This window comes from Aliiglaciecola lipolytica E3 (assembly GCF_000314975.1).
Taxonomy (GTDB): domain Bacteria; phylum Pseudomonadota; class Gammaproteobacteria; order Enterobacterales; family Alteromonadaceae; genus Aliiglaciecola; species Aliiglaciecola lipolytica.
Genome location: NZ_BAEN01000056.1, coordinates 1 through 26,237, shown reverse-complemented (window position 1 = coordinate 26,237; position 26,237 = coordinate 1). Strand labels below are relative to the sequence as shown.

Below are 26,237 nucleotides of genomic sequence, written 5' to 3'. Positions count from 1 at the left end.
TTTCATTACAATTCATACTATTACACAAGGGCGAATGCGAATTTTTATGACAGATGTTAAGCAAATCAGCAATCAAGGAGAAATAATCCGTTTCGATTCGCATTATCTACCTGATTGTCGTTCTGAATATTTTGAACCTGAATATTGGCAACAACAAAATGCCGTTATAGGTTCAGCCCTTGGTAGAGGCACAACTCACTTTATTAAAGCCGGCATGCATGAGCTTGTTTTACGGCACTATTGCCGTGGTGGTTTAATGAGTAAAGTGCTCAGCGATCAATATTTGTATCTAGGCATAAGTTCTACCCGCGCTTATCAAGAATTTAAGTTGTTAAAAAGAATCAACGAGTTAGGGCTTCCCGCCCCCACGCCCGTCGCTTACCGCATAATCAAAAAAGGCATGTATTACCAAGCTGATTTAATCACCCTAAAAATAGCAAACGCCAACGACGTTCATCATATTCTACAAACGCGATCTTTAACCCAACAAGAGTGGGAGAAGATTGGCGAAACTATTGCATTATTCCACCAGCAACAAATTTTTCATCATGACCTTAATATTCACAATATTATGCTGGATAACCAAAGCAAAGCTTGGCTTATTGATTTTGATAAATGCGCCGTGAAAGGGGGTAATACATGGAAGCAGAAAAATTTGGATAGGTTGCTTAGATCATTGAATAAAGAGAAGGTAAAATTTGCTAACTATCACTTTCAAGCTAGCGATTGGCAAATGCTATTAGACGGTTATTCGAAAATATAATCGGGTAATCACGATTCACTACTTTTGTTTGTTTTTTTCCACGTAGTGAAGCTCATGTAGCTTAGCTTCTTTTAGAAAGCCGTACATGGCAGAAATATAGGCATGAACCAATCCCCTTCTACCGGATAGAAACATTCTATGTAAAAAATATTCTTTAAAAAACATCAAAGGGAAGACGAATATCAGTTTTAAAAACGAGGGTTTCTTGCCCTTATTAAACTTCTCTAGTGCCTTTAACGAAGAATATTTATTCTGCTTTTCCATTAATACAGCTGTCGAATGGTAACCATGGTGAGTAGCTAGACCAGGTATATCAGTTTCTTTTGCATCTTTGCTAAGTTTAACATTTTCATGCACTAAGCGATCTTGTGGGAAGGTAACTTTATGTTGATTGTAAAGCCTAACGATGGAACGTTTGTCAGATCTAACATCCATTGGCTTACCCCAAAAAACATCTTCAAAATACAATCGATATGCGTCGGCGCGGCCTTCATTCACCATAGTCTGCATTGTGCTAACTAGTTCTGCACTTAGAATTTCGTCACCATCGACATTGAGCACCCAGTCATTTTTGCACAATGACATTGCATAAGATTTTTGTTTGGAAAATCCTAGCCAATCTTGATGATAGACTTTTGCACCGTTTTGCTTTGCAATACTTACTGTATTGTCTGTACTACCTGAATCTACAACAACAATTTCGTCAAATACCTGAAGATTCTGCAGGACTTGTGGAAGATATTTTTCTTCATTAAGCGTAATAATAAAAACACTAATTGGAATATTAGACATTAGCGTTTTGGTTCCGTTTGCGACGACTCTTGTTGTAAAGCCCACAAAGCGGCATATTTGTGAAAGGCATATTGGCCAAGAATGATTGCCATTAAAAAGCCTCGTTTACCATCTAAAAACCCGAGTCTTAGAATATACTGTTGTAAAAAATCCACAAAGAAGCGTAAAACGGCAAAACTTAAAGATGATTTCTTGTTTTTCTTGGCTTTATCTCCTGCCCCCAACACCGCGTACTTTAGATGTTTTTCCTGTACATGATAATAATCTCGCCAGCTGTAGTGCAATAATGGGGATTTTAAAATACGAATATTTTGAACCGGCATTTCGAGCGTTTCATGCACACTTCGATGCTTAAAATTAGCACCGGTTTTAATAAACAGTTTACCCTGTGGCGAAGCATAGCGACCATGTTTTAGGGTTTTGCCAAATAAGAAAGTATGCCACGGAAATTTTATAAAAGTGGCCTCTAAATCTGGTTCTGATAAGACAGCGTCAATTTCGTTTTTTAGTTCTTCAGTGATCACTTCATCAGCATCAATATTCAGTACCCACTCATGCTCACAATAGGTGAGCGCACGATTGCGTTGCGCGCCAAACCCTGGCCAATCGGTTTGATGTACAGAGTCTGTGTATTTTTTTGCAAGCTCGACCGTACCATCAGTGCTGCCCGAATCAAGCACAATAAGTTGATCAACCCAACCCGCCAGCGGTGCTAAACTTGCGTCAATTCGATCAGCTTCATTACACACGATCATAAAGCAGGATATTTTTCGTCTAGTCATACGGTAATGTCTCAACTACAGACTGTATTTAATTTCGGAAAATACAGTGAATTCGTTTTCTGTACCCTGCTGGTTTACTTTGCTGGCGTCAACAACTGCGCCTAACTTCACTTGCCAGTTTCCCCAAACAGTTTGATAGTAACCACTTAGTTGGGTAATTTTTTCAGTTAGTCCAGTTTGTTGCTCCTCTGAACCACCATCATTGATTTTAATATAGCGAATGGCTGCCTCAAATACATCACCATTGCTAAAATGTTTTAAGTATCCCATAGATGTCATATTCGCATCTGTTTCACGGTTGTTACCCAATTCACGAGTGTAATAGCGATATCCAGATGAGTAAGTGCCGCTCTCATAATAACAATGTGTTACATCAACTATGGCGTCGTCACAAGAAACGTTGGTATCACTGTTTTCCAAGTAAATTTTACCGCCACTTATATAACTAGAAATTCCGACACTATTTGCTTGGTTGCTAACATTAAACTCACTGGAATCACCTTCATCCACATACTGTCCATAAAGGCTAATTGGATGATGTAAAATCTGAAACGTATATTTAGCATCTATAGCAGCTAAATGACTGCCAATATGCGTTTCCATCGATGGATCGCATTCTTCTGAGCCATCTGAGCAGCGCTTTTGAAAAGTCAGAACTCTATAAAAGTCATTCATACGGTCAGGTTGACCGTCACCACCCCACACCGCCAACCATGAAAGACCGACTTCTAACCCGGCTAGTGGTTGCATGGTAAAACGGCTAGCCCATATTTTTGCGTCAGGCACATCACGACTATCTTCTAATTGTCCAACTTGTGCTGTTGCATACCAAGGCCCTAAAAAAGCTAACCAAGGTGAAGTTGACGCTGTTGTTTTTGATCGTGATAAAGCCAAGGTAGGAATTGGTCTGGCGTTATTAGACAAGATTAAACTATTACTATGAGACGGCCCCCACCATTGGTCGATGGAGCCAAGGCGAAGATTCCAATCTCCAAGTTGATAAGCTAAGTAACTTTGATCAAAGTTTTGTTCCCCATTAGGTTCGAAATTAACCGAAATTTTTCCGGCAAATCTGCCTATATGAGTCTCTGAATTTATGTTTAATCTACCTTTCTCTCCTTGCTGACCATCAAAACTAGCAAAACGACTGCGTTGCGACGCGCCATAGGCGGTTACCGAAGAAAAAACATCTTTATGTTTCTGCAGCGTCAGATAATGTTTTAACCGATTTGCTGACACCAGCGCTGTTGGATGCATATTCGTGGTATCTACCAAAGAGAGCTGTTCTGAAATGCCTTTCCAAGGAATTGGAAATGTCGTGGTGACACTACGTAAATAACCAAACTCACTTAAAATCTGAACATCATAATGAAGCTGGGGATCTGTAGTACCTACCCAAGGTGATGCAGAGCTGTAGCTTGAAATAAGCAACGACAACGATAACAAACTAAACCGAATGCACTTAGGCACTAAAAACACTCCTTAATTTAAGTAACCTCAATTCGGGTTTTATCTACTTGATTTGATTTCCGCACATTTTGTTGATGAATAGCAATACATCAAAAACTCTGATGATCTTGCAAGGCTATTCACCCTTGGATTTATGCGTAGGTCTATTATAAGCTGTGTGTTTACATTATTGAACTTCGACGAGTTGTTAAAATGCACACAAAAGCCATTTACCCAGGTACATTCGATCCTATCACTAATGGCCATGCTGACCTAATTGAAAGGGCAGCTAATATGTTTTCTTCAGTTACTGTAGGTATTGCAGCTAATCCAAGTAAGAAACCATTGTTTACCTTAGAAGAGCGGGTAAATTTAATTAAGCAGGTTACTTCGCACTTAAATAATGTGGAAGTAATTGGGTTTACCGGATTATTGGCGGATTTTGCCGATACGTTAGATGCCACAATTTTAATTCGTGGCCTACGTGCGGTTTCCGATTTTGAATATGAATTTCAATTAGCCAACATGAATAGACGATTAAATCCAAAGTTAGAGAGTGTGTTTTTAACGCCTGCTGAAGAAAATTCGTTTATCTCCTCCACTTTGGTAAAAGAAGTCGCTATGCATCGCGGTCAAGTTGATGAGTTTTGCCACCCAGTAGTGCAAAAGGCATTACAAGAAAAATTCCATAAACAATCAAAATAAGATATCGATGGGCAGAGTTTTAGCCTCATAGATACAGCCGCAGTTCTTCATGGGCTAAAAGCCCATGCTATATTCTGGTTGTTTACCGCTGGCACTGTGGACAAAAAAAGGTGTTGCGCTGACCAATCACCACAGACTTTATCGGTGTTTCACAATTTACACAGGGCAGTTTGGCGCGGCCATATACACGCAACTCTTGTGCAAAATATCCTGGGTTGCCATCTGCCTGAGCAAAATCCTTTAATGTGGTGCCACCTTGCTCTATAGCTTTTGCCAACACATCTTTGATTATTGGGGTTAAAGCAATATAGCGTTTTTTACTCACCTTTCCCGCAGGTCGTCTTGGGTCTATCCCTGCTAAAAAGAGTGATTCATTAGCATAAATATTTCCCACTCCAACAACCACTTTATTATCCATAATAAAACTTTTTACGGGGACCTGTTTACCGCGGGATAAATCAATTAAACGCTGCGCGTCAAAGTCTTCCGTCAGCGGTTCTGGGCCTAACGATCGAAATAAAGTATGTGAGTCCTCACTTTTGTTTAACCACAGGCAAGCACCAAAACGACGAGCATCATTGAAGCGTAGACATTGCCCATTATCTAGCTGAATATCTACATGGTCGTGTTTTTGTAACGCGGTTGATGTAGGGACGACTCTTAGACGACCTGACATACCAAGATGGAGAATGATGCTCCCTGCGTCAGTATCAATTAATAAATATTTAGCGCGGCGACGAATCGAGTTTATTCGCAATCCATGAACCAAATGGACTTCTTCAGGAATTGGCCAACGTAGCTGCTTATTGCGGACCACAACCTCTTTGATAGTTTCACCAATCATGTGAGGTGAAATACCTAAGCGACTGACTTCAACTTCTGGTAATTCTGGCATTAATAAGTCTCAATTAATAATGAAGAGATGGAGGTATCGCGAATTTGAAATAATTGTTGTTGGTGCAAAACCAGCATATGTTCGCCATCTTGATACAGTTGAAATACACGACCGCTATTTTCTCCGGCCAACCATGCAATGGCAATTTTTGGCATTTGCTGAGGAATGTCACCATCAAATGGGGTCATTTTTAATGCTTGCCAATTTCCTGCAACTGTCAGCATTTCAGCTTCAGTAACCGTTGATGGAGGAGTTGCGCGCCAGCCTTGACCAATCCGCTCGATGGTAATTGTTGGCATTTGCAACGTCATCAAAATTGCATGATTAGGAATCAAGCTAGTTTGTAAATCACCGTCGTCGCCACCGGTAAGGATATTATTAGTGGTATTAAACAAAAATATCATTAACAACATGCTGACGATAATGACATTGTTCCAAGCTTTTCGTGATAATCGCATGTTAACTATAAAGGTAAAATTTAAACTGAAGATATGATACGTAATTTACTTAGAGATTATAGTGTAATCGCTTTTTAACTGTTAAATAACGCAAAAAACCCGGTATAAACCGGGTTTTTCGGGAGACAAAAACAAGCAGGTTTACTTGATTTTGGCTTCCTTAAACATAACGTGTTGGCGAACTTTAGGATCGTATTTTTTGATCTCCATTTTGCCAGGCATATTACGTTTGTTTTTGTCAGTGGTGTAGTAGTAGCCAGTACCCGCTGAAGAAACTAATTTAATTTTATCACGCATGGTCGGGCTCCTTAAATTTTCTCGCCACGGGCACGGATATCAGTAAGAACTGAATCAATACCTTTTTTATCGATGATACGCATGCCTTTTGGCGTTAGGCGTAATTTAACGAAACGGTTTTCACTTTCAACCCAAAAACGGTGGGTTTGAAGATTTGGCAAAAAGCGACGACGAGTCGCGTTTTTCGCGTGAGAGCGGTTGTTTCCTACCGCTGGGCGCTTACCAGTTACTTGACATACTCTGGACATCGTATTTGTCTCCAAAACAACTTTTAACAATCAGCTTCGCTATACAAAGAAAAGCAATAAATCACACTAAACGCATAGCGGTAGTGACAAGAGGGCGCATTTTATACAGTATTTGCAGGTTACGATCAAGGTTTTTGTGCTAAAAGATCTGACTTTCCCTTGTTTGCGCTACAATTTAACCAATATGTTGCATTTACCTTACGCTTACGCAATTTCTAGCTGTCTATATTTACACCATTCCCCGTTCTGCAAAAGAAACACAATCTCCGTCTCCCACCACAATATGGTCAAGTACAGTCACATCTATTAGTTCTAAGGCCTGCTTTAGTCGTTGGGTAATATGTTTATCTGCTTGGCTAGGTTCCGCTATACCTGATGGGTGATTATGACTCAATATTACCGCTGCGGCATTATGTTCCAAAGCTTGCTGAACAACGACTCGGGGATAAACACTGGCCGCATTTATAGTACCGAAAAACAATTTTTTGAAAATAATTAATCGATGTTGGCTATCTAACATCAATACCGCGAAAACTTCGTTTGGTTCGTCACGCAATTGACTTAACAGATATTGTTTTGTGCGATTTGCGCTATCAAAAGTATGTTTACGGGTAAGAGATTGTGCAAAGTAGCGTTTTGACATCTCAAGTGTGGCTTGTAATTGCACATATTTAACTTCACCTAAGCCTTTACCTAAACAAAATTGATTTTTACTGGCGTTTAACAAACTGCGTAGTGAACCAAACTGAGTTAACAAATCTCTGGCTAGATCAACTGCGCTAAGCCCTTGCACGCCAGTCCTTAAAAAGATAGCCAACAGTTCTGCATCTGAGAGTGCTTCACTGCCCATAGATAGGAGCTTTTCTCTAGGCCGCTCCATTTTTGGCCATTGTGATAGTTTCATGCTTCCATGCCTGAATAGTTATTAATGTGAATAATTGCTCGAATATAGCTAATTAAACCTAGCAAAAGATCGCCGATCAGGCCAATATTAAGCTATATCAAATACCTAAGTGTTTTGTCTAACATCAACCTTGGGTAAAATGCACCTTTAGGTTTCCAGTTAAAATTTAGACACTATGGCTATTCAAAAACACAATGTTTTACTCGGTATTACCGGCGGAATTGCGGCTTATAAAACACCGGATTTGGTCCGAAAACTCACCGCCAACAACGCCGATGTTCGTGCTGTGCTTACAGCGTCTGCTGAACATTTCGTCAGCCCATTAGCGTTACAGGCAGTATCAGGAAATCCGGTTTCAACCGATTTACTCGACCCTGCCGCAGAAGCTGCTATGGGTCATATTGAATTAGCTAAATGGGCTGATAGTATTCTGATTGCACCCGCAACAGCTAATTTTATTGCAAAATTAGCCCATGGATTAGCTGACGACCTGCTATCGACACTGTGTTTAGCAAGTACGGCAGAGCTGTACATTTCACCAGCTATGAACCAGCAGATGTGGCAAGCGCCAGCGACTCAGGAAAACCTTAAAATATTAACTAATCGCGGGGTCAACATTATTCCCCCAGATTCTGGCGAGCAGGCTTGTGGTGATGTTGGCCAAGGACGTATGCCAGAGCCGCAATATTTGGCTGATTTAATCACTCAACAAAAACCTCAGCAAAGCTTGGCCGGTAAACAAATCGTCATTACCGCTGGGCCGACCCAAGAAGCCATTGATCCGGTTCGCTACATTAGCAATCACAGCTCTGGAAAAATGGGTTATGCACTAGCAAATGCTGCGTTGGCAATGGGCGCAGAAGTAACGTTAGTCAGCGGGCCAGTAAACCTATCCGCCCCTTGCAGTGCTAACTTAATTAAAGTTGAGAGTGCCCAGCAAATGCATGCTGCTGTCATGGCTGAAATTGAGAATGCAGATATTTTTATTGGATGTGCTGCTGTTGCTGATTACCGTCCATCTGATGTACAGAATCAAAAAATCAAAAAGAACAATCAAGAGTTAACCCTTACTTTTATCAAAAACCCTGATATTCTTGCCGATGTCGCAAAACAACAACAGTCAGTGTTTACTGTCGGTTTTGCCGCCGAAACACAAGATGTTAGCCGCTACGCAAAAGAAAAGTTAGCGCGCAAACAACTTGATATGATTGCGGCTAATGACGTGTCAAATAGCAGCATTGGATTTAACAGTGATCAAAATGCGTTAACGGTTTTTTGGAAAGAGGGTGAAAAATCTCTAGAAGTTGCCGATAAAAGACAACTTGCCTTTGAACTAATGCAATTAGTATCTGAACATTATAGAAATAAACATGCATCGAAATAACCAGAATAATAATAAGATGGTCTTACAGACAGGGAGACATCAATAATGCCCGCGATTAAACGTCCAAACCGCAGAGCTCAAATATTACAATGTCTGGCAAGCATGCTAGAAAGCAACCCAGGCCAACGCATTACCACGGCGAAATTAGCCACTGAAGTAGGGGTTTCTGAAGCTGCGCTCTATCGTCACTTCCCCAGTAAAGCCCGTATGTTTGAAGGTTTGATTGAATTTATTGAAGAAACGTTATTTTCGCGGATCAATAAGATTATCAATGAAGAAAAAGATAGTGCTGTGCGTATTCAGCTTATCGTGCATCTAATTTTAGGTTTTTCAGAAAAAAACCCAGGGATTACCCGGATTTTAAACGGGGACGCATTGATGGGCGAACAAGAACGATTACGTGGCAGAGTGACACAGATCTTTGAGCGATTAGAAACTCAATTAAAACAAGTCTTGAGAGAACGAAAACTACGAGAAGGTAAATCATTACCCGCTGATGAAGGTGTTATTGCAAATATGTTGATTTGTTACACTGATGGACGCATTAATTTATTTATCCGCAGTGATTTCAAACGCAGGCCGACCGAAGACTTTAAAGAAACCTGGCAGTTTATTAGTAAACAGTTTTTCTCATAAACCTTGTAAGCATAAACTCGCCTTTCGGCGCAGTTTAGTTTCAACAGTATTGTTAAATATCAAACACGTTTCAGGGGCTACAGCCCCTGCTACACTTCTAAAGGCCAAGATTTGTAGGGCCTTGACACACAAAGATTCTTAGCTAACCTATAAAGAACAGCTGTTCTTTTTAACTGGGCCATCAATAAATGCCACGTAAAGCGTTATACAACGTAGAAGAAGTTCTCGAGCAAGCAATCGCAGTTTTCCTAGAGCATGGTTATCATGGTGCAATTATGGAAGAGATCATTGCCAGAACAGATTTCAATCGAAGAGGTTTTTATCTTGAGTTTGGCTCTAAACAGCAATTTTTATACATAGTACTCGCCCATTACCAAGAACAACATTTATCTAAAGCGTTTTCCCATCTTGAACATAATATCGGCATGCAATCTATCCAGGGTTTTTTCTCAGCTTATGTAGAATTAGTAAAAGGACGTGGTTGTTTGTTGATTAACATTATTACCGAATTAGGTTTTGATGATCCTAAAATTCGAGATATTGGTCGTCACTACCTAGATCGTCTACAAATTGACTTTATTGCGTGTTTAGAAAAAGCACAACAACTCGGCGAAGTTAGACTTGATATCAATATTGAGTCTACTGGTCTGCAGTTATGTAGCTACGTGCAAGGGTTTGCAGTAAACGGTATTTTGGCTGGTGATACTGACGAACTAACGCTAGCAACGCGTGCAATTCTTGGTCCTTTAAAACCTTCAATATAATCGCTCCAAGCTTAATCAGGTTTTTATTTGCTTTTCGAGTTATCCATCAGAGTCTAGTTGAATTTCACTTGGCGATTCTATTAGATATAGTTAGAATTCACGCCCGTTTCGAATAACCTTAATTTAGTTTGTATAACAAAGAGTGAGTGAGATGACATCCAAAAAACCCGTGTTTAGGGTGCAGTTTGTAAGCAATGGCGAACGCTATGAAGTTTATGTGCGAGAAGTTAGTCAAGGCAGTATGTTCGGTTTTGTCGAGATCGGTGATTTTGTGTGGGACACACACACTACATTAGTTTTAGATCCCAGCCATGAAAAATTAAAAACTGAGTTTGCTGATGTAAAACATACTTACCTACCCATGCACAGTGTTTTGCGCATTGATGAAGTCAATAAGCAAGGAACGGCTAAAATTACTGAATTATCAGATAAAGTAACGGCCTTCCCGAGCCCTATATATACGCCCAAAAACTAGCTAAATCCGCCTTAGAAACCAACCTCTCCAATTGTAGATTTTATGTTTTTGCGGTTTTACTTTAAGCTGTAACAAATAGCAAATATGAAGTACCTCACTATGCGTGTAGTTTTGAATAAACTAGCAGCGTTTTCTCTGCTGCTAATAAGCCTGCAGATAGCTGCGTCTGAACAGCAAAAATTAACTCAATTAATGGATGATATTTGGCAATACGAACTATCCATTTCGCCCCTTTACGCTAGCTCGCAGGGCAATCACGAGCATGATGACAAGCTTGCAGATATCTCCCCTACCGCACTTGCAGAGCAAAATGATCGGTTTAAATCTTTCTTACAGCAAATCGACGCCATTGATAAAACCCAACTGGCTCGCTCAGAGCAAATTAATTTATTGATGCAGCGCTACCGAGTGCAAAACTATATCGATGAATATCACTTTAAAGCCCATTATGTACCGCTTACTTCTGAGTACGGATTCCACAGCAGTATGGCAGGACTCCCCAAGTCATCTCGTTTTAGCAATCTGCAGGACTACCAAAACTATTTAAGCCGGTTGCGTCAGATCCCAGCTTACTTTGCTCAGCAAATTGCCTGGATGAAAAAGGGTATGGCTGTTGGTATGGTGCAGCCTCAAGCTGTTATGTTAGGTTTTGAGAAATCTGTTGAAGCTTATTTTAATGGCAAAATTGAAGACAACACGTTTTATGCGCCTTTCAAAAAAATCGCTAAAATCAATGCGACTAATGCACAAAAACAGGCATTGTTAAAAGAAGCGAAACGCGTGGTTAAGCAAGATGTTATGCGGGCTTATCACGATTTCTACAATTTTTTAGTTGATGATTATATTCCCAACGCAAAATCAGATGTGGCGTCAAAATCCTGGCCTAATGGGGAACAGTTCTATCAAAATCGCGCTCGTTATTATACCACCACAGATTTGTCCGCCGATGAGATCCACCAGCTTGGGTTGTCTGAAGTTGCCCGTATTCGTTCTGAAATGCAAAGTGTTGTGGATAAGCTTGAGTTCGAAGGTGACATTAATGATTTTATTCGGTTCTTACGTACTGATCCCCAATTCTATGCAAAAACACCTGAGGATTTGTTAAAACACGCTGCTTACGTGGCAAAACGTATGGATGCGAAATTACCCAAATTATTCTACAAGTTACCCCGTACACCTTATGGTGTTGCCCCGGTTCCGGATGCCATTGCGCCTAAATACACGACAGGCAGATATGTCTCTCCGCGTCGAGACGATGAACCAGGTTATTATTGGGTCAACACCTATGCGCTAGATAAACGTCCATTATATGCAATCCCTGCGCTGACTTTACACGAAGCAGTACCAGGGCATCATTTACAAATATCCCTTGCATCTGAAATGGATGATTTACCTAATGTGCGCCGTTATACCTACATCTCAGCGTTTGGCGAAGGCTGGGGCTTATACTCTGAATTTTTGGGCAAAGAAGTAGGCATTTATCAAACACCTTATGAAGAATTTGGCCGTTTGAGCTATGAAATGTGGCGTGCCTGTCGTTTAGTGGTGGATACTGGCATGCACCTTAAAGGTTGGTCTCGACAACGTGCTCTAGATTATATGTTAGAAAATACAGCGCTTTCAGAACATAATGTTACTACCGAGATTGACCGCTACATTTCATGGCCTGCACAAGCGTTGTCTTACAAAATTGGCGAATTAGAAATTAAAAAGTTACGTGCTGAGGCAGAACAGGCTCTTGGTGATAAGTTTGATTTACGCGCCTTTCATGACGCTGTGCTCGAGCATGGCTCTGTTCCTTTGATGGTATTAAGGGAAAACATACAACTTTTTATACAAAGTGAAGCTTCTGAATAATAACGTGCTAGCTTAATAAAATAACGATAGAGATAATTTAAATGGTTTTAATGTTCAGCATTTCTGGTTTATTGCTGTTGTCTTTAATTTATAGCGTGTTGCGTTTTCAAGCCGCACAAAAAGAAATTAAGATACTTAAATATCAAGTGAAATCACTGGATGCCCATAGCCGTTTTTCACTCAGTGCATTACTTTTGCTATCTGCGCAATTGCAGCGAATTTATATTGCCCGCTTAGAAAACTTACAAGCACATGCGCTCATTCATCCTGACGATTTTGCTATTGCCAAATTTATTATAAGTCAGGTTGAATTTATCATCGTTGAATGTTGTGAAAAACACGCGACTGTTGAAGAAGCTTTAAACAAAACCTTTGAAAAAGCTGGCTACAACATGGCACAAATCAACAAATATATTGCCAAGCAACCTTCGGAAGTTCGCATTCCTTGGTGCCAAAATACTGTCGGTGGATTTATTTCAGCTTGTTATAATCTCACCTCAGATAATGTACGCATCAAAGAGACAGAAGAATTACAAAGCGCTTAACATTAAAATCCTGATTTTATTTATTGCTGAATTCAGATCACTGTTCACAATGCGCAAGTAAATGCTCAAATTCCGCTTTTGTTACAGGCATAATTGATAGTCTATGGCCTTTTTTCACTAGCCCCAATTCTGTAATTTCAGGCATACTTTTGATGTTTTTCAAACTCAATATCTGCTTGAATTTTGCTACAAACTTCACATCAACCATGAACCATCTAGGATTTTCCGGATCTGATTTAGGATCATAATAATTGGACTCAGGATCAAACTGAGTATGGTCTGGATAAGCAGCTTTTACTACTTCAGCTAAGCCTGCAATCCCCACGTTTTTACAACTGGAATGATAGATAAATACCTGATCACCTTGCTGCACTTTATCGCGCAAAAAATTACGCGCTTGATAATTACGAATACCATCCCAATGCTCAGTTTGATTGGTTCTATTCGCCAAATCATCGATACTAAATGCATCCGGCTCACTCTTAAACAGCCAATAGTTCATACTCTACCCTTTTATATTCTTAGTTATCACCCACACAATTATTCATCAACTTACCGCAAAACTTGCATCTATGAAATGGATCAATATACTGTACATAAACACAGTATAAATTTAACCTCTCAAACCGCAAGGTTGAAAGGTACAGTTTATCTGTCGGACGAGGTTATTTATGAATACATTATTGGAACAATTAAAGAATAAACGCTTAATCTGGCAAGGTAGTCAACAAGAGCAAAGCTTTACGGGTAATAGCACCGGCTACGCCGAACTTGATGAAGCTCTGCAAGGTGGTTTTCCACAATCAGGCGTGATTGATATTCACAGCCCTATTGGCATTGGCGAGTTACGCTTATTGTTACCGGCGTTACGTTATCGTCAGCAAGATAAGCGTCTGTTGGTATTTATTGCCGCTCCGATGCAAATTAATGGCGAAATGTTAGCCGAATTTGGCATTGCCCTTGAACAAGTTTTAATTGTTCAACCAAACAGTGCTGAGCATGCTCTGTGGAGCGCAGAACAATGCTTAAAGAGTGGGTGTTGCGACAGCGTACTGTTATGGCACCAGCAGCTAGAAATTGCGCAAGCTAAACGTTTACAACTCGCCGCTGAGCAAGGTGATGCTTTGCATGTTGTGCTACGCCAAAATCGGCAATTGAGTTTGTCGTTGCCGGTTAATCTGGCGATGAAACTTAATCCTCATGCTCAAGGCTTGGAAGTGCAAATCACTAAGCGTAAAGGGGGCTGGCCTGCTCATTCGTTTAACGTCAACATGAGTAAAGCCTGGCCGGAGCTAACCTTGAACCAGCCCACCGATAATGTGGTTTCATTTCCTCGTGCGAAAGTCAGTTAATTATGCAACCGCTTTGGCTGTATTTACATTTTCCTCACTTGCAGTTAGACAGTCTCTGCGATGCTATGCCCCAATCTCATGCAAAAGAGCACGATGGCGTATCTGCACACATCAACCATCAACACTCTTTGGTTATATTGCATCACAAAACAAATTGCGTCTTACAGTTAAACCAAGCCGCGACTGATGCTGGCATTCGCATAGGTATGGGCTTGGGGACTGCAGCAGCACTGGATCAACATCTACAAGTTTTGTCCTATAAAAGTGATATAGAGCAAAAAAAGTTAATTGAGATTGCCGAACATTTATATTTAGTCACTTCAGACATCAGTCTTTTTCCACCTAATGGTTTGTTGCTACGTATTCACAATATGTTGATGCTATACGGCGGACTTAAGGGCTACTGGCGGGCTCTTAAAGCCCAGTTAAACGATTTTCAGGTGCATTATTATTATGCCTCTGGACAATCCCCCTACGCTGCCCGCCTTCTGGCTCGTACAGCTTGGAACCAGATCAGCGACCATCTTCCCATGTTGCTGCACCAAATTGGTATACGCCAACTGGTTGATTCCGAACTAGATAGAAAAACAGTGGATAAACTTGCTAGGGTGGGCATTCACTGTATTGCCGATTTAATGGCACTACCACTGAAAGATGTGGCTAAGCGTTTTGACATAGATTTGGTGACTTACCTAGGTAGATTAAGTGGAGAGTTTCATCACCCGATGGATTTTTATCACCCTCAATCTAAGTTCCAACGTTACTTGGAACTTCTCTATGAAATCAGCCATACCGACACGTTAATGTTCCCAATGCAGCAATTACTGGCGGCTTTAGAACAATTCTTAAAAATACGCGATCTACTCACTCAAAAGATTATCTTTACCCTCTATCAACGTGATCAGGAGTCACTCACCTTAGAAGTAGGCTCGGCGCAAGGCGAGTATCAGGCTAACAAATGGGCTAACCTAACCGTATTAAAGCTCGATAATTTAACCTTGAAGGCTCCCATATTTGCATTAGAGCTAACCACCGCTGAAACACAGTTACGTAGCCCTGAAAAGACCGACCTGTTTAACGCCAGCAAAGGTACGCTCAGCTATTTACAGTTAATTTCACTACTACAGGCGAAACTCGGGGAACAAGCCATTTCACAAGTCATGTTGGACGATGATTTTCGTCCCAACAAAGTGAATCGTTATGTACAACCACAATTGAAAAGTGCGCCTAAACCAATTTTAGTGCAGCCATTACGACCGAGTTTCATGTTGAAAATGCCACAGCCATTAACCGAAAAGGTGACCGTTATACATGGGCCAGAGCGTATAAGCACTGGTTGGTGGGACAGCCAACCTATCACTCGAGATTACTTTATCGCTCGTAACCAACACGGCCAATGGTTATGGATATATCGCGCCGCTAGCAAGCAATGGTTTGCGCACGGCTTATTTAGTTAAAGAGCACTCCCATGGCCTACGCCGAATTATTCTGTCAATCCAATTTCAGCTTTTTGCAGGGTGCTTCCCATCCGCAAGAATTGGTCCAACAAGCCCACTTTCTAGGTTACGAAGCCATCGCGATTACCGATGAATGTTCAGTGGCTGGCGTGGTGCGTGCTTACACTGAAATAAAAGACCATCAGCTTGGGATTAAACTGATTGTGGGGAGTTACTTTACATTAGATAACAGTTTGAGCTGCGTTTTGTTATGTCCCACCCGCGAAGCATACGGTGAATTATGCCGGATCATTACTAACGCTCGCCGACGCTCTCCCAAAGGTGAATATGCACTGGCCAAATGGGATTTAAAAACCATTAAGCACTGCTTTATGCTGTGGCTTCCGAATGGCGATATGAACCTCGATGAGCCTTGGGCTATTTGGCTAAAAAAGCACTATCAAGATCGTTTATGGATTGGCGCTCAGCGGCACCTAACTGCTAACGAACACACGATGCTCGCTCATTATAAAAAGCTCAGTCGCTTATTTGACCTGCCTATTTGCGCATGTGGTGGAGTATTAATGCACAATCCAAGTCGGCAGCCGTTACAGCACCTACTAAGTGCAATAAAGCAACGTAGTACGGTAGCAGAGCTTGGCCGGGCGTTAATCTCTAATAGTGAACGAAGTTTACGCAGTCAGGATAAGTTAAATAAACTGTTTAAACGTGCTTGGTTGGATAGTTCTGTTGAGATTGCGCGTAGGTGCAGCTTTAATATGAAAGAGCTACGCTATGAATATCCTGCCGAACTCATCCCCAGCGGTAAAACCCCAAAACAATATCTACGGGAATTGGTCGAAAGCGGTATCCAAAAGCGCTTTCCAGAAGGGATAAAAGCCGATGTACGAGAAATTATTGAAAAAGAGTTAATCTTAATCGAGGAACAAGAATATGAATTCTTCTTTCTCACTATCTATGATGTCGTGCAATTTGCACAGTCACAACAAATTTTATATCAAGGACGCGGTTCAGCTGCCAATTCAGTCGTATGTTATTGCTTGGAAATCACCTCCGTCGACCCTCGCCAAATCAATGTGTTATTCGAACGTTTTATTTCCAAAGAGCGAGATGAACCACCTGATATAGATGTGGATTTTGAACATCAACGGCGCGAAGAAGTCATTCAGTATATTTATAACAAATACGGACGTGAACGTACCGCCATCGCGGCAACCGTCTCATGTTATCGGTTTAAAAGCGCCTTGCGAGAAGTAGGCAAAGCATTAGGCATTAACGAAACTCAGTTAGACTTTTTTATCAAAAACATTAACCGCCGGGACAGCGGATTAAATTGGCAGGCGCAAATTGCTGAACTGGGATTGGATCCTGCTTCACAAAAAGGTAAACACTTTATCTCGCTGGTAAACGAGATTATGGGTTTCCCCCGACATTTATCACAACATGTTGGTGGGTTTATCATATCTTCAGGTCCGTTATACCAACTCGTGCCAATCGAAAATGCCGCGATGGCAGATCGCAGTGTCATTCAATGGGACAAAGACGATTTGGAAAGTCTTGGCTTACTCAAAGTCGATGTATTGGCGTTAGGCATGCTCACTGCCATTCGCAAGTCTTTTCAATTAATTGAAACGCACTATCAGCACACTCTTAGTATTGCCCAAATCACTAAGCTCGAAGATGATCCGCAAGTGTATGGGATGATCCAAAAAGCCGATACGGTAGGTGTGTTTCAGATTGAGTCCCGTGCGCAAATGAGTATGTTACCTAGGTTAAAACCTAAAACTTACTATGACTTAGTGATACAAATAGCAATTGTCAGGCCTGGCCCCATTCAAGGCGATATGGTGCACCCTTTTTTGCGCAGACGTGATGGCAAAGAGCCTATTGAGTATCCATCAGAAGAAGTCGCTGGGGTGCTGAGTCGCACAATGGGAGTGCCTATATTTCAAGAACAGGTGATTCAATTAGCCATGGTAGCTGCAGGGTTTACCGGTGGTGAAGCAGATCAACTAAGACGGGCCATGGCTAGCTGGAAGAAAACTGGACAACTTATGCAGTTTCAGGAAAAGCTTATCAACGGCATGCTTAAACGGGGATATACCCAAGACTATGCTGAGCGTATATTTAATCAAATATGTGGCTTTGGTGAGTATGGTTTTCCCGAGTCCCATTCTGCCTCATTTGCGGTGCTGGCTTATGTGTCCTCATGGCTAAAATATTATTACCCAGAGGCATTTTATGTTGGGCTGTTAAATAGCTGGCCAATGGGCTTCTACCCTCCAGCTCAATTAGTCCAAGATGCTAAGCGTCACCAAATCAAAGTTCTTCCGATTTGTATCAATCATTCAGACTATGAGCATATTCTGGAAAAAGCAGAAGATACCTTGGCCATTCGTTTGGGGTTACGCATGATTAAAGGATTATCCAATGCTACTGCGCAGATGATATTGGAGCAGCGCCCAAAAGATGGCTATACCTCTGTGGTAGAAATTAAACAGTTGGCTATTCGGAGCGATCAGATTGAAGCGCTTGCTAGTGCAAATGCATTATCTGGTTTGGCGACCAATCGTTATAAAGCCCGCTGGGCACTCATGGAAACGGAAACGGAATTACCGCTATTAAAAAATCAGGAACAAACATTCTTATTTGATGTTTCACCGTCAGAGGTGGAAGAAATGGTAGAGGATTATGCTGCTACCAGTTTGTCGCTTACACGTCATCCAATCCAACTGTTACGCAATGCAGGAAAACTAGGAAGATATACCGCAGCTAATCAGTTAGCCGACAAAGAGCATAAATCAGTGGTCAATGTTATTGGCGTGGTGATTGGCAGACAAGCACCAGGTACCGCTGCGGGAGTGACCTTCATGACACTTGAAGATGATACAGGTTGCAGCAACGTGGTGGTTTGGCAAGCTACTGCCCGGGCCCAGAAAAAGGCCTTTTTGAAATCCAAAATCATCAAAGTTAGCGGTATTCTTGAACGTGGAGATGGCGATGTAACTCACATTATCGCCGGAAAAATTACCGACTTAAGCCATTTGCTGGAAGATCTTAATACCTCTTCCAGAGATTTCCATTAGCCAAACTCAGCTCTAATCTATTTGAATCATATTAAGCGCTGTGTGGATATTTTTCGGAATAGCTGTACTTTTATTAGTCTGTTTATCAACAAACACATGCACAAAATGTCCTTGTGCTGAAGGTAAGGTTTCTCCTTCAACAAAAATACCTATTTCATAAGTAACCGAACTATTGCCGAGACGCAAAACCCTTAAACCAATATGTATAGTTTGAGGATACGCAATCGGCGAAAAATATTGGCACTTTGACTCAACAACAAATCCAACAATCCCATCGTCATGAATATTCAAACCACCTTTTTCAATTAAATAACGATTAACAGCGCTGTCAAAATAAGCGTAATACTGCACGTTATTAACATGCCCATAAATATCATTATCAGCCCAACGCGTTTGCATTGGATAGAAGATTTTATATTCGTCTTTATTTAATTTAATGCTCATCATTACGCCTAATATGCAGCACGATATAAGTTTAACGCGTCGTTGCGCTCTATCTTCACAGGATTATTAATTAACAATCGTTGTTGCAACATAGATTCATCAGCCAGCATCTCTAAACTGTCTTGGGACACCCCACATTGTCGTAATTTAGTTTGCAATCCCAAATCAGATATTAACTTTTCAAGCGTCTCGATTAACGCTAGCGCTTTATCCTTATTACTTAAATCTGTGGCAAGATTTGGACACACAATAGGTGCCAACTGGGCATAAAGATCCGACGCTGCTGATAGATTAAAGCGCAGTACATGCGGCAGCATAAGGGCATTGCTCAAACCATGAGGAATGTGAAAGTGTCCACCAAGAGGATACGCTAGAGCGTGTACTCCAGCCACTGGCGCGTTTGCAAACGCCTGACCCGCCAACATCGCACCGAGCAGCATATTACCGCGCGCTTCTACATTATCACCTTGATTCACGGCAAGACTAATATTGGCTATCAGCAGTGATAACGCTTTCGTCGCTAACATATCAGAATAAATATTCTTTTTAACTTTGCTAGTGAAAGCTTCTATGGCATGCACCATTGCGTCAATTCCCGTTGCCGCAGTGATATCGGGAGGCAAACCGGTCGTTAAAGACGGATCCAAAATAGCGATATCTGGCTGCAGAACAGCGGACACTACACCGGCTTTTGTAGAACCACCGGTGGTGACTATTGAAATTGGCGTCACTTCTGAACCAGTACCAGCCGTAGTTGGTACTTGAATAAGCGGTAATCTAGGCTGATTAATTTGGTCTACGCCATAACAAGAGCTCAAATCACAGTGACTGTTTGGATGAGCAAGTACTGCAACCAGCTTAGCGACATCCATCGAGCTGCCACCCCCAAATCCCACTATTAATTCAACATTATTTTTTCGGGCTAAGCTGACCGCCTCAATAATCGTTGAATCAGCAGGATCAGCTTCAACTTTATCAAACACAGTTAGCGAAACAGAGCTCTTATTGAATATTTGCAAAGTTGAATCTAGTAGACCCACTTTAACGATACCACTATCAGTAACAATAAGAATACGCGAAAGCTGACGTCGCGCGAGGGTGTCTTTGAGGTAATCTGCAACCGGCTTACCAAAAACGAAGCTTGCAGTAGTAGAGAACGTGAATTCATCAATCATAAATAAGCAGTCCTGAGGTTTCAGCTATATTAATAACCTACCGCCTACACTAACCTGTCAAACCAGTATGACAATATAGCCATACTGGTTTGTCAAATTCAGCTTACTTATTTAGACCTATTCACAGATCAGAACTCAATCCATTAAGATATTTTAACCAATTGATTTTAATCGTAAAAAGGTGACCTAACTTCCGTTAAGTTTCTGAGTTTAACAGGACGTTGCAACATCTGACCACCATCTCGACCAATTGGTATCCACGGAATTTTACCGCGCCCTTTAGCTGGCGTGAACGTAAATAAGTCGAATGGAATAGAAATATAAAAGCCTTTGGTAAAGCTTCCTTCACCATACTCTTCAGCAGAAACATTAGTAAATGCTGCATAAGCGCCTACGACAATTCCGCTATCAAAGCGCTTAGCTACATCGATATTAACCCCTTTATCTTTCGCCAAAAATTGCCCTGCACTAATGCTGAGTTGCATGTCTGGTAAGAATTCCGGTGTCCAATAAACGCTAGCATGTCCGGTTAACGCCTTGTAATCGAAAAATGCTGTCTCACTATCGAAATCTCGCTGCTGAACGTAATTTACATCGACTCCAAACGACAAACTACTATCAACCGGACGATACAATATCTCGGTACCAACACCGCCAAACATGGTTTCCAAATAGCCTCCGTAGACTTGTGCGTAGGTATCTTCAGCAATTTCGTCGAACCAATGTACAAACGCATTTTCCATTGTCACTTTGCTACGCGTAACGTATTCCCTAATTTGAGTCCGGACTCGTGGCAATTGAGATTGTTGTGAATCTGTTAAGAAGCGAAATTTATCGAAATTTTCTAGCAAGGTTACTTTCAATCCACCACGCACAGAAAAGTTTGGATTGAACTGATATCCACTATTTACAAACACACCGCCTTGATACAAATAAAAATCTTCTGGATTGCCAAAAGTCTGGATCCAAAACGTTTCCATATTAAATATAGGCCCAGAATAATCTTTGGGATGATAGTTATCATTTGTAGATTGAGTAGGGTTTTGCCTTACATAGGTTGATTGAATATCTGTTTCTAAACGTTGGTAATTGGCAGCAATTTTGAACTCTTCTGCATCAATTTTAGTTTCCAACATGGGGATATTGGCTAGCGTATCTACTACTTTATAAGTCTTGATTGAGTCGGGTAATTCAGACGCTAAAATTCTACCTACGCGTTGTGTCGCTTCATCATGATCGCGATAGCCTAATTGACTACCGTAAACGATCATTTCATCGCCTTCAGTATGAGTCGCGTTTATTAAAAAGCTACCTTCATTGGCAAGATCTGCATACAGACGCTCGCGATTAATGGTGTCAATTGACTCGGCAGGTTTTGCGTTTCTGAGCTCTCTTGGTGGTCGGTCATATTTTACCTGTTTAACCGTGTGCATGTTAAAGTTGTATGACACACCAAAGCCTACTGTGTTACCCCTTTGGTAACTCAGATTAAAGTCCCAATTATTGTATTTATACACCGCACCAACATTCCATTCGCTATCTTGTTGAAGTCTACCTGCGCGATCGTTGACGTAGTTATTGCCGTCATATTCGAGTTTAAGCGTTAGACCTTCAAGCGGTGTTTGATATTCTATTCCACCAAATATTGACGCTGGACCTTTAAAGAACTCGTTATAGTCGATTTTACCGCCTCGGCCAGTAAATCCACCTGGACGTTCACAAAATGAGTCGCGAACTTCACAAAATGGATTAGTAATATTACCGCCTGCACCCAGGTAACCAGTGCCCAATCCAAGATGGATATCGAATGGACCAATTGCTTTACTAAAATTTATGAACTCACTACTAAAAAAGCCTGTTCCTCCGATATCAGTAAAGCCAAGTGAGACATCAGGTAAATAGTAACTCTCTTTAAGCAGGCGAAATTTAACGTCGATACCTTTGTCTTTCAGCGTCTGGTCGCCACTAAAACTTTCATACGGACTATAACGTCTGGTTCTTACATCGGTATACCTTACAGTAGACTCCATCCACGGAAAAAGTTGAATGCTTGCAGACCAAAATCGATATTGGTCGATATCATTGTAGCTAAAATAAAATGAGCCTTCTTTCGCCATTCTCGCAGTGGGTGTTTGTAATAATCCAGTTCCACCCCTAACCATTTGCGATATATTCCCGTTGTCGTCATCGAACTCCTTTTCAGTGGCTAATGCAGTTGTAGCGACAACATTAACGAATACGATATTGGCAGCAAATACACAGCCAATCATCCTTCTAACAGTGATCATTCAATTACTATCCTATTTACTGCAAGTTTGGCTATCAGTTGATTAACCCGCTTGTTTTGTTCAAACCATTGATGTTCCGCTAGAGGGACAAAAATCTGTGATCCCGGCATAACTTGTAAGCAGCTATGATTCCAATAAGCCACAGGGATCTCTCTTATCTTCCCGTTAGGTTGAATTGCATAGACGATATTGCGGTCTGCAGATTCAGTTTTATTAACCTGCTTCAATTGATTTTTAATACACACTGTATTGTCGTATTCAATCGTAGTTGGTTGATCAACAGCCCCAAACACATACAATTTCGTTGGGCGTTTAGTTACAACTAATTCGTACTTCCCACTTTCAAATAACGGATTACTACTACGATGATAACGTGCTAAGTCGTAATCAATCACAGCATTCATATGCGTTGCTAACTTCCAGCCTTTTATCTGCGTTTGAAGCTTTTCTACTGAGTCTGCGTCTGATGTAATTGCATTTAGTTGCAAGAGTAATTCGTCGCGTTTTTGTTCAGCATACTCACTATCAAGTTTAAATAGCTTACTGCTTTGCCAATACCAATTTTGTTTTAAACCAATGGAATCTAAAACTTGATTAAGTCTGGGGTTTTCTTCAAAAGATATCGTATTGTCATTAACTTTAACGACAACCTGAGAAATTGCCTGATGTTGAACGCAAGAAAATATTATAATAGTGGCTATAAATTCTTTTACTTTATTCATTACTGTCCCCCACTAATCTCATCGCTCGGCTGACATATTGAATTTCGTAGCGCTCTGAATCCACTGAAAACTGTTGTGAGGAGCGCAGTAATTGGCCCGTTTCAGCGTGATACCAAAAAAGATTTTGCCACGTATCTGAGCGGCTAAGTAAGCCTTCACTTTTTACGTTTTCTATCACTTTTGAGGAGACAAATTGTTGATTCAAAATGTTCAAAGGAACATTCTTTTCAACGCTAAAACTGGACGTTAATTTAATCCCGTAGTGATCATTATTTAAGTCTATTTCTCTATACCAAGTAGCTGAAACATCTACGTCACTTTTCGATATTAGCGGGTCATCGGTCAAGTCATTAACATGGACTAAATTTTTGCCTAATAATCCCAGTGTGCGGACAAGCCTTCCGTTTTGAGTAACCAGCATTGCATCATCCGCAGAGACCCATTTATATTGATTATTTTCGATAAATCCTAAAGCCATAGTTGCGTACGGTCTTTCACCGCTTTTTATATAGATGAGATCGATGGGAGATTCAACAACATCTTTTTGACTAAGCTCAATATCGTTCTTAGTGCTAAAATATAACTTCACGTTTTGTTGATAAGCGCGCTGAGTCGACGAGCAAGCCGATATAAAAATCGTACTGCAAATCATGAGACTAAAAATAATTTTCATAGCTTTCCACTATTGCTGTTACACGACCAATAAAAAAGCCGCCATAAGGCGGCTTTAAAATTTTATCTCAACTTAGTTCGAAGGCGAATAAGTAAAGGTAACAGGAACAGTTGTAGTACCAGTTCCTGAGGTAGTTACAGTAATAGTTGTACCAATACATACACCATCTACCAACTCGTCATCACCTTCACATGAAGGAGGAGGAGGAGGCGGAGGAGGAGTAGGTCCAGGACGCTCAGGCGCTGAACCACTTGTATTAGACATAGTTGCACCAATGATAGCAGCACCAACTGCACCAGCAGCAATCATTCCGCTACTAATACCGCCAGCAGCACCACCGCCAGCAGTCCCACCACCTTGGTTTTCTGTTTGCGCGTTCACGTTAACAGAAACTACCGCTGCAGCTACCGCTAATCCGATTAAACTTTTCTTCATCACTTTTCCTTGAAAGTATTTGACACCTAGAGATGGATATTAAAGTATCCGTTCAACGATCTCAATGCCTATTTTACGATCTACTGCCGAATTCGAAATTATTTTGATCTTAATTTTTTAAATTACGATCTTTTGTCTCTTAATATAGACACAACCCGTTATTTTATTAACACATTTGCAACATAATCCATATAGATTTCAATAGCTTTTATAATAAAAGCTGTGCCTATAGTTTGTTCTAAACTTTTTCTGACCAAACTGCAAATTCATTCCCGCTTGGCTCGATAAAATGAAACCGACAACCTCCTGGAAAATCAAATATTGGCCGTGTTATCTGACCTTTATTCTCTGTTATTTTATTTAATGTAGCTTGAATATCTGCACTATAGAAAACCAACAAAGCTCCACCGTTCTCAGTTTTATTACAGGAGTTAGCTCTGAAAAAGCCACCATCTAAACCTTGATCAGAAAATGAGGTGTAATCTGGCCCATAATCAACAAAATCCCATGAAAAAACCTTACTGAAAAATGTTTTTGTTGATTCTAAATCAGTTGCACTAAACTCAACATAATTTAGCTTTTCATGCTTACTCATATTTTTTCCTATTGATCATTTTGAATGTTGATATGAATATTAGTGTAACGGATAACATTGAAGTTAGCCTCGGAATCGGATAACTAGCTCGAGAAACATATCCTATTTCACAGATAGGTTATGAATCATGGGGCAGAGCCCTTGTTACGGCGTTAATTATCTTTTCTTTCTCACATGGGGGTGGACTCGGTTGCTTTTAGCTTCACAGAAGCGTTAACCGATGGGTGAAAACGGGGCTCTCTGGAGCACCGCTCCAGCCGTTTGAACGACTCAAGCTTAGCTTGAGGCTGAGAATCCACTTTGTGAAGGTTGACTGCGGGAGTAGATGTTGCGCGGCAGCGCTTTAGAAGGAATGCTACCTATATCAATGTGCATAAAGGTAGCTTCGTTAGATAAAGCAGCATTCCACGGGCTAAAGCCCGTGCTACAGGTTTGCGCGTTTCTTTTCTCTCACATGGGGGTAAGCGAGGATGTTTTAGGAACGCAGTTCCGCCCGAGCGCACGACCGACATGGATGTCGTGCTGGAGACAGCCACATGGATGTGTGACACCTAGTTACCTATTACATGGACAGGTATTGCATAACACTCGATGAGTATGGTTTCCCTTGGGGTGTAATTGCGCGGCAACGCTTAGAGTAAGGGCTATCCAACTGTGATGGAGATATCCGCCTAAGATGTAAAGTCTGTAAATGCAAAAAAGGACTACCTTTACGGATAGCCCTTTCTCTAATAGGAGTCTGGCGCACTGGCCGTGGGCATGAATACTACTCTCACATGGGGGTGGAATCGGTTGTTTTTAGCTTCGCAGAAGCGTTGAGCGACGGAACGGGCAGCATGGATGCTGCACTGGGTGTTGCAGCAGGGATGGTTGATATCTAGCCGTTTATTACATGGACAGGCATTGCATAACACACCGACGGGTTAGGTTTCTCTGCGGGATAGTTCTTGCGCGGCAGCGCTTAGAATGAGGCCACCTTAATTATATTCGATAAATATGCGGATATTTTACAGGCGATCAGAAACGAAAAAAGACCACCCTATTAAGGCGGCTTTA

At 41.1% G+C, this 26,237-nt stretch carries 27 protein-coding genes; 11 read left to right on the top strand and 16 right to left on the bottom strand.

What is annotated here, in order from left to right:
• Positions 1–46 precede the first annotated feature (46 nt).
• Positions 47–763, top strand: a complete 717-nt coding sequence (locus tag GLIP_RS13810) for a 3-deoxy-D-manno-octulosonic acid kinase (RefSeq protein WP_040522998.1) — start codon at positions 47–49, stop codon at positions 761–763.
• Positions 764–781: 18 nt separating this feature from the next.
• Here the strand turns inward: GLIP_RS13810 and GLIP_RS13805 are convergent, their stop codons facing one another.
• The 3 genes from GLIP_RS13805 to GLIP_RS13795 are packed head-to-tail and all read right to left on the bottom strand — an operon-like array spanning position 782 to position 3,807.
• Positions 782–1,555: a glycosyltransferase family 2 protein gene (locus GLIP_RS13805; protein ID WP_008845268.1), complete on the bottom strand. Its 774-nt coding sequence runs from the start codon at positions 1,553–1,555 to the stop codon at positions 782–784.
• A complete protein-coding gene (locus tag GLIP_RS13800; protein ID WP_040522996.1) occupies positions 1,555–2,337 on the bottom strand; it encodes a glycosyltransferase family 2 protein in 783 nt (260 codons plus the stop codon). Before GLIP_RS13800 ends, GLIP_RS13805 begins: the two co-directional genes overlap by 1 nt.
• A gap of 15 nt (positions 2,338–2,352) precedes the next feature.
• Complete coding sequence (locus GLIP_RS13795) at positions 2,353–3,807, bottom strand: capsule assembly Wzi family protein (RefSeq protein ID WP_008845266.1); 1,455 nt, start codon at positions 3,805–3,807, stop codon at positions 2,353–2,355.
• A gap of 192 nt (positions 3,808–3,999) precedes the next feature.
• Between GLIP_RS13795 and coaD the strand changes: the two genes are divergently transcribed.
• Positions 4,000–4,491 (top strand): pantetheine-phosphate adenylyltransferase, encoded by a 492-nt coding sequence (gene coaD, locus GLIP_RS13790; RefSeq protein WP_008845265.1) that lies wholly within the window; start codon positions 4,000–4,002, stop codon positions 4,489–4,491.
• Positions 4,492–4,573: 82 nt separating this feature from the next.
• On the opposite strand, the gene mutM is transcribed toward coaD, so the two are convergent.
• From mutM to radC, 5 genes are all read right to left on the bottom strand, one after another.
• The gene (gene mutM, locus GLIP_RS13785) at positions 4,574–5,386 is read right to left on the bottom strand and encodes a bifunctional DNA-formamidopyrimidine glycosylase/DNA-(apurinic or apyrimidinic site) lyase (RefSeq protein ID WP_008845264.1); all 813 of its coding nucleotides are present in this window, start codon (positions 5,384–5,386) and stop codon (positions 4,574–4,576) included.
• Positions 5,386–5,844: a hypothetical protein gene (locus GLIP_RS13780; protein WP_153886345.1), complete on the bottom strand. Its 459-nt coding sequence runs from the start codon at positions 5,842–5,844 to the stop codon at positions 5,386–5,388. The genes mutM and GLIP_RS13780 overlap by 1 nt, the downstream gene beginning before the upstream one ends.
• Before the next feature lie 141 nt (positions 5,845–5,985).
• Positions 5,986–6,141 (bottom strand): 50S ribosomal protein L33, encoded by a 156-nt coding sequence (rpmG, locus tag GLIP_RS13775; protein ID WP_008845261.1) that lies wholly within the window; start codon positions 6,139–6,141, stop codon positions 5,986–5,988.
• Between the two features lie 11 nt (positions 6,142–6,152).
• Positions 6,153–6,389 carry a 50S ribosomal protein L28 gene (gene rpmB, locus GLIP_RS13770; protein ID WP_008845260.1) on the bottom strand — a complete coding sequence of 79 codons (237 nt, stop codon included), beginning with the start codon at positions 6,387–6,389 and terminating at the stop codon, positions 6,153–6,155.
• Between the two features lie 229 nt (positions 6,390–6,618).
• Positions 6,619–7,293 carry a RadC family protein gene (gene radC / locus GLIP_RS13765; protein ID WP_008845259.1) on the bottom strand — a complete coding sequence of 225 codons (675 nt, stop codon included), beginning with the start codon at positions 7,291–7,293 and terminating at the stop codon, positions 6,619–6,621.
• Between the two features lie 175 nt (positions 7,294–7,468).
• Here radC and coaBC point away from each other — a divergent pair, with 175 nt between their 5' ends.
• From coaBC to GLIP_RS13735, 6 genes are all read left to right on the top strand, one after another.
• Positions 7,469–8,677, top strand: a complete 1,209-nt coding sequence (coaBC, locus tag GLIP_RS13760) for a bifunctional phosphopantothenoylcysteine decarboxylase/phosphopantothenate--cysteine ligase CoaBC (protein WP_008845258.1) — start codon at positions 7,469–7,471, stop codon at positions 8,675–8,677.
• Positions 8,678–8,722: 45 nt separating this feature from the next.
• Complete coding sequence (gene slmA, locus GLIP_RS13755) at positions 8,723–9,313, top strand: nucleoid occlusion factor SlmA (protein ID WP_008845257.1); 591 nt, start codon at positions 8,723–8,725, stop codon at positions 9,311–9,313.
• A 188-nt stretch (positions 9,314–9,501) separates the two neighbouring features.
• On the top strand, positions 9,502–10,077 hold the full coding sequence (locus tag GLIP_RS13750; RefSeq protein ID WP_008845256.1) for a TetR/AcrR family transcriptional regulator: 576 nt from the start codon (positions 9,502–9,504) through the stop codon (positions 10,075–10,077).
• 151 nt (positions 10,078–10,228) lie between these two features.
• Positions 10,229–10,552: a DUF1820 family protein gene (locus GLIP_RS13745; protein WP_008845255.1), complete on the top strand. Its 324-nt coding sequence runs from the start codon at positions 10,229–10,231 to the stop codon at positions 10,550–10,552.
• A gap of 99 nt (positions 10,553–10,651) precedes the next feature.
• The gene (locus GLIP_RS13740) at positions 10,652–12,409 is read left to right on the top strand and encodes a DUF885 domain-containing protein (RefSeq protein ID WP_008845254.1); all 1,758 of its coding nucleotides are present in this window, start codon (positions 10,652–10,654) and stop codon (positions 12,407–12,409) included.
• 41 nt (positions 12,410–12,450) lie between these two features.
• Positions 12,451–12,954 carry a hypothetical protein gene (locus GLIP_RS13735; protein ID WP_008845253.1) on the top strand — a complete coding sequence of 168 codons (504 nt, stop codon included), beginning with the start codon at positions 12,451–12,453 and terminating at the stop codon, positions 12,952–12,954.
• Between the two features lie 37 nt (positions 12,955–12,991).
• Here GLIP_RS13735 and GLIP_RS13730 read toward each other — a convergent pair whose 3' ends face one another.
• Positions 12,992–13,456, bottom strand: a complete 465-nt coding sequence (locus tag GLIP_RS13730) for an EVE domain-containing protein (RefSeq protein WP_008845252.1) — start codon at positions 13,454–13,456, stop codon at positions 12,992–12,994.
• Between the two features lie 169 nt (positions 13,457–13,625).
• On the opposite strand from GLIP_RS13730, the gene imuA reads away from it, so the two are divergent.
• The 3 genes from imuA to GLIP_RS13715 are packed head-to-tail and all read left to right on the top strand — an operon-like array spanning position 13,626 to position 18,849.
• Positions 13,626–14,306, top strand: a complete 681-nt coding sequence (gene imuA, locus GLIP_RS13725; protein ID WP_008845251.1) for a translesion DNA synthesis-associated protein ImuA — start codon at positions 13,626–13,628, stop codon at positions 14,304–14,306.
• 2 nt (positions 14,307–14,308) lie between these two features.
• Positions 14,309–15,763, top strand: coding sequence for a Y-family DNA polymerase (locus tag GLIP_RS13720; RefSeq protein WP_008845250.1), 1,455 nt, complete (start codon positions 14,309–14,311; stop codon positions 15,761–15,763).
• Positions 15,764–15,774: 11 nt separating this feature from the next.
• A complete protein-coding gene (locus tag GLIP_RS13715) occupies positions 15,775–18,849 on the top strand; it encodes an error-prone DNA polymerase (RefSeq protein WP_008845249.1) in 3,075 nt (1,024 codons plus the stop codon).
• A gap of 12 nt (positions 18,850–18,861) precedes the next feature.
• Here the strand turns inward: GLIP_RS13715 and GLIP_RS13710 are convergent, their stop codons facing one another.
• The 7 genes from GLIP_RS13710 to GLIP_RS13680 form a co-directional block, all read right to left on the bottom strand.
• The gene (locus GLIP_RS13710; RefSeq protein WP_008845248.1) at positions 18,862–19,293 is read right to left on the bottom strand and encodes an acyl-CoA thioesterase; all 432 of its coding nucleotides are present in this window, start codon (positions 19,291–19,293) and stop codon (positions 18,862–18,864) included.
• Between the two features lie 8 nt (positions 19,294–19,301).
• Positions 19,302–20,468, bottom strand: a complete 1,167-nt coding sequence (locus GLIP_RS13705; RefSeq protein WP_008845247.1) for an iron-containing alcohol dehydrogenase — start codon at positions 20,466–20,468, stop codon at positions 19,302–19,304.
• A gap of 167 nt (positions 20,469–20,635) precedes the next feature.
• Positions 20,636–22,756, bottom strand: a complete 2,121-nt coding sequence (locus GLIP_RS13700; RefSeq protein WP_008845246.1) for a YjbH domain-containing protein — start codon at positions 22,754–22,756, stop codon at positions 20,636–20,638.
• Positions 22,753–23,478, bottom strand: coding sequence for a capsule biosynthesis GfcC family protein (locus GLIP_RS13695; protein ID WP_008845245.1), 726 nt, complete (start codon positions 23,476–23,478; stop codon positions 22,753–22,755). Before GLIP_RS13695 ends, GLIP_RS13700 begins: the two co-directional genes overlap by 4 nt.
• Positions 23,471–24,151: a YjbF family lipoprotein gene (locus GLIP_RS13690; RefSeq protein WP_008845244.1), complete on the bottom strand. Its 681-nt coding sequence runs from the start codon at positions 24,149–24,151 to the stop codon at positions 23,471–23,473. Before GLIP_RS13690 ends, GLIP_RS13695 begins: the two co-directional genes overlap by 8 nt.
• A gap of 72 nt (positions 24,152–24,223) precedes the next feature.
• Positions 24,224–24,586, bottom strand: coding sequence for a hypothetical protein (locus tag GLIP_RS13685; protein WP_008845243.1), 363 nt, complete (start codon positions 24,584–24,586; stop codon positions 24,224–24,226).
• Between the two features lie 238 nt (positions 24,587–24,824).
• On the bottom strand, positions 24,825–25,181 hold the full coding sequence (locus tag GLIP_RS13680; RefSeq protein ID WP_008845242.1) for a VOC family protein: 357 nt from the start codon (positions 25,179–25,181) through the stop codon (positions 24,825–24,827).
• Between the last annotated feature and the right edge of the window lie 1,056 nt (positions 25,182–26,237).

Coding starts and splice junctions, on each gene's coding strand:
- GLIP_RS13800 (WP_040522996.1), bottom strand. CDS start 2,337: ATGACTAGACGAAAAATATCCTGCTTTATGATCGTGTGTAATGAAGCT.
- GLIP_RS13745 (WP_008845255.1), top strand. CDS start 10,229: ATGACATCCAAAAAACCCGTGTTTAGGGTGCAGTTTGTAAGCAATGGC.
- GLIP_RS13730 (WP_008845252.1), bottom strand. CDS start 13,456: ATGAACTATTGGCTGTTTAAGAGTGAGCCGGATGCATTTAGTATCGAT.
- coaBC (WP_008845258.1), top strand. CDS start 7,469: ATGGCTATTCAAAAACACAATGTTTTACTCGGTATTACCGGCGGAATT.
- GLIP_RS13685 (WP_008845243.1), bottom strand. CDS start 24,586: ATGAAGAAAAGTTTAATCGGATTAGCGGTAGCTGCAGCGGTAGTTTCT.
- imuA (WP_008845251.1), top strand. CDS start 13,626: ATGAATACATTATTGGAACAATTAAAGAATAAACGCTTAATCTGGCAA.
- rpmG (WP_008845261.1), bottom strand. CDS start 6,141: ATGCGTGATAAAATTAAATTAGTTTCTTCAGCGGGTACTGGCTACTAC.
- GLIP_RS13810 (WP_040522998.1), top strand. CDS start 47: ATGACAGATGTTAAGCAAATCAGCAATCAAGGAGAAATAATCCGTTTC.
- GLIP_RS13680 (WP_008845242.1), bottom strand. CDS start 25,181: ATGAGTAAGCATGAAAAGCTAAATTATGTTGAGTTTAGTGCAACTGAT.
- GLIP_RS13805 (WP_008845268.1), bottom strand. CDS start 1,555: ATGTCTAATATTCCAATTAGTGTTTTTATTATTACGCTTAATGAAGAA.
- GLIP_RS13780 (WP_153886345.1), bottom strand. CDS start 5,844: ATGCGATTATCACGAAAAGCTTGGAACAATGTCATTATCGTCAGCATG.
- GLIP_RS13735 (WP_008845253.1), top strand. CDS start 12,451: ATGGTTTTAATGTTCAGCATTTCTGGTTTATTGCTGTTGTCTTTAATT.
- rpmB (WP_008845260.1), bottom strand. CDS start 6,389: ATGTCCAGAGTATGTCAAGTAACTGGTAAGCGCCCAGCGGTAGGAAAC.
- GLIP_RS13715 (WP_008845249.1), top strand. CDS start 15,775: ATGGCCTACGCCGAATTATTCTGTCAATCCAATTTCAGCTTTTTGCAG.
- GLIP_RS13750 (WP_008845256.1), top strand. CDS start 9,502: ATGCCACGTAAAGCGTTATACAACGTAGAAGAAGTTCTCGAGCAAGCA.
- GLIP_RS13740 (WP_008845254.1), top strand. CDS start 10,652: ATGCGTGTAGTTTTGAATAAACTAGCAGCGTTTTCTCTGCTGCTAATA.
- GLIP_RS13695 (WP_008845245.1), bottom strand. CDS start 23,478: ATGAATAAAGTAAAAGAATTTATAGCCACTATTATAATATTTTCTTGC.
- GLIP_RS13720 (WP_008845250.1), top strand. CDS start 14,309: ATGCAACCGCTTTGGCTGTATTTACATTTTCCTCACTTGCAGTTAGAC.
- GLIP_RS13710 (WP_008845248.1), bottom strand. CDS start 19,293: ATGAGCATTAAATTAAATAAAGACGAATATAAAATCTTCTATCCAATG.
- mutM (WP_008845264.1), bottom strand. CDS start 5,386: ATGCCAGAATTACCAGAAGTTGAAGTCAGTCGCTTAGGTATTTCACCT.
- radC (WP_008845259.1), bottom strand. CDS start 7,293: ATGAAACTATCACAATGGCCAAAAATGGAGCGGCCTAGAGAAAAGCTC.
- coaD (WP_008845265.1), top strand. CDS start 4,000: ATGCACACAAAAGCCATTTACCCAGGTACATTCGATCCTATCACTAAT.
- GLIP_RS13700 (WP_008845246.1), bottom strand. CDS start 22,756: ATGATCACTGTTAGAAGGATGATTGGCTGTGTATTTGCTGCCAATATC.
- GLIP_RS13690 (WP_008845244.1), bottom strand. CDS start 24,151: ATGAAAATTATTTTTAGTCTCATGATTTGCAGTACGATTTTTATATCG.
- slmA (WP_008845257.1), top strand. CDS start 8,723: ATGCCCGCGATTAAACGTCCAAACCGCAGAGCTCAAATATTACAATGT.
- GLIP_RS13705 (WP_008845247.1), bottom strand. CDS start 20,468: ATGATTGATGAATTCACGTTCTCTACTACTGCAAGCTTCGTTTTTGGT.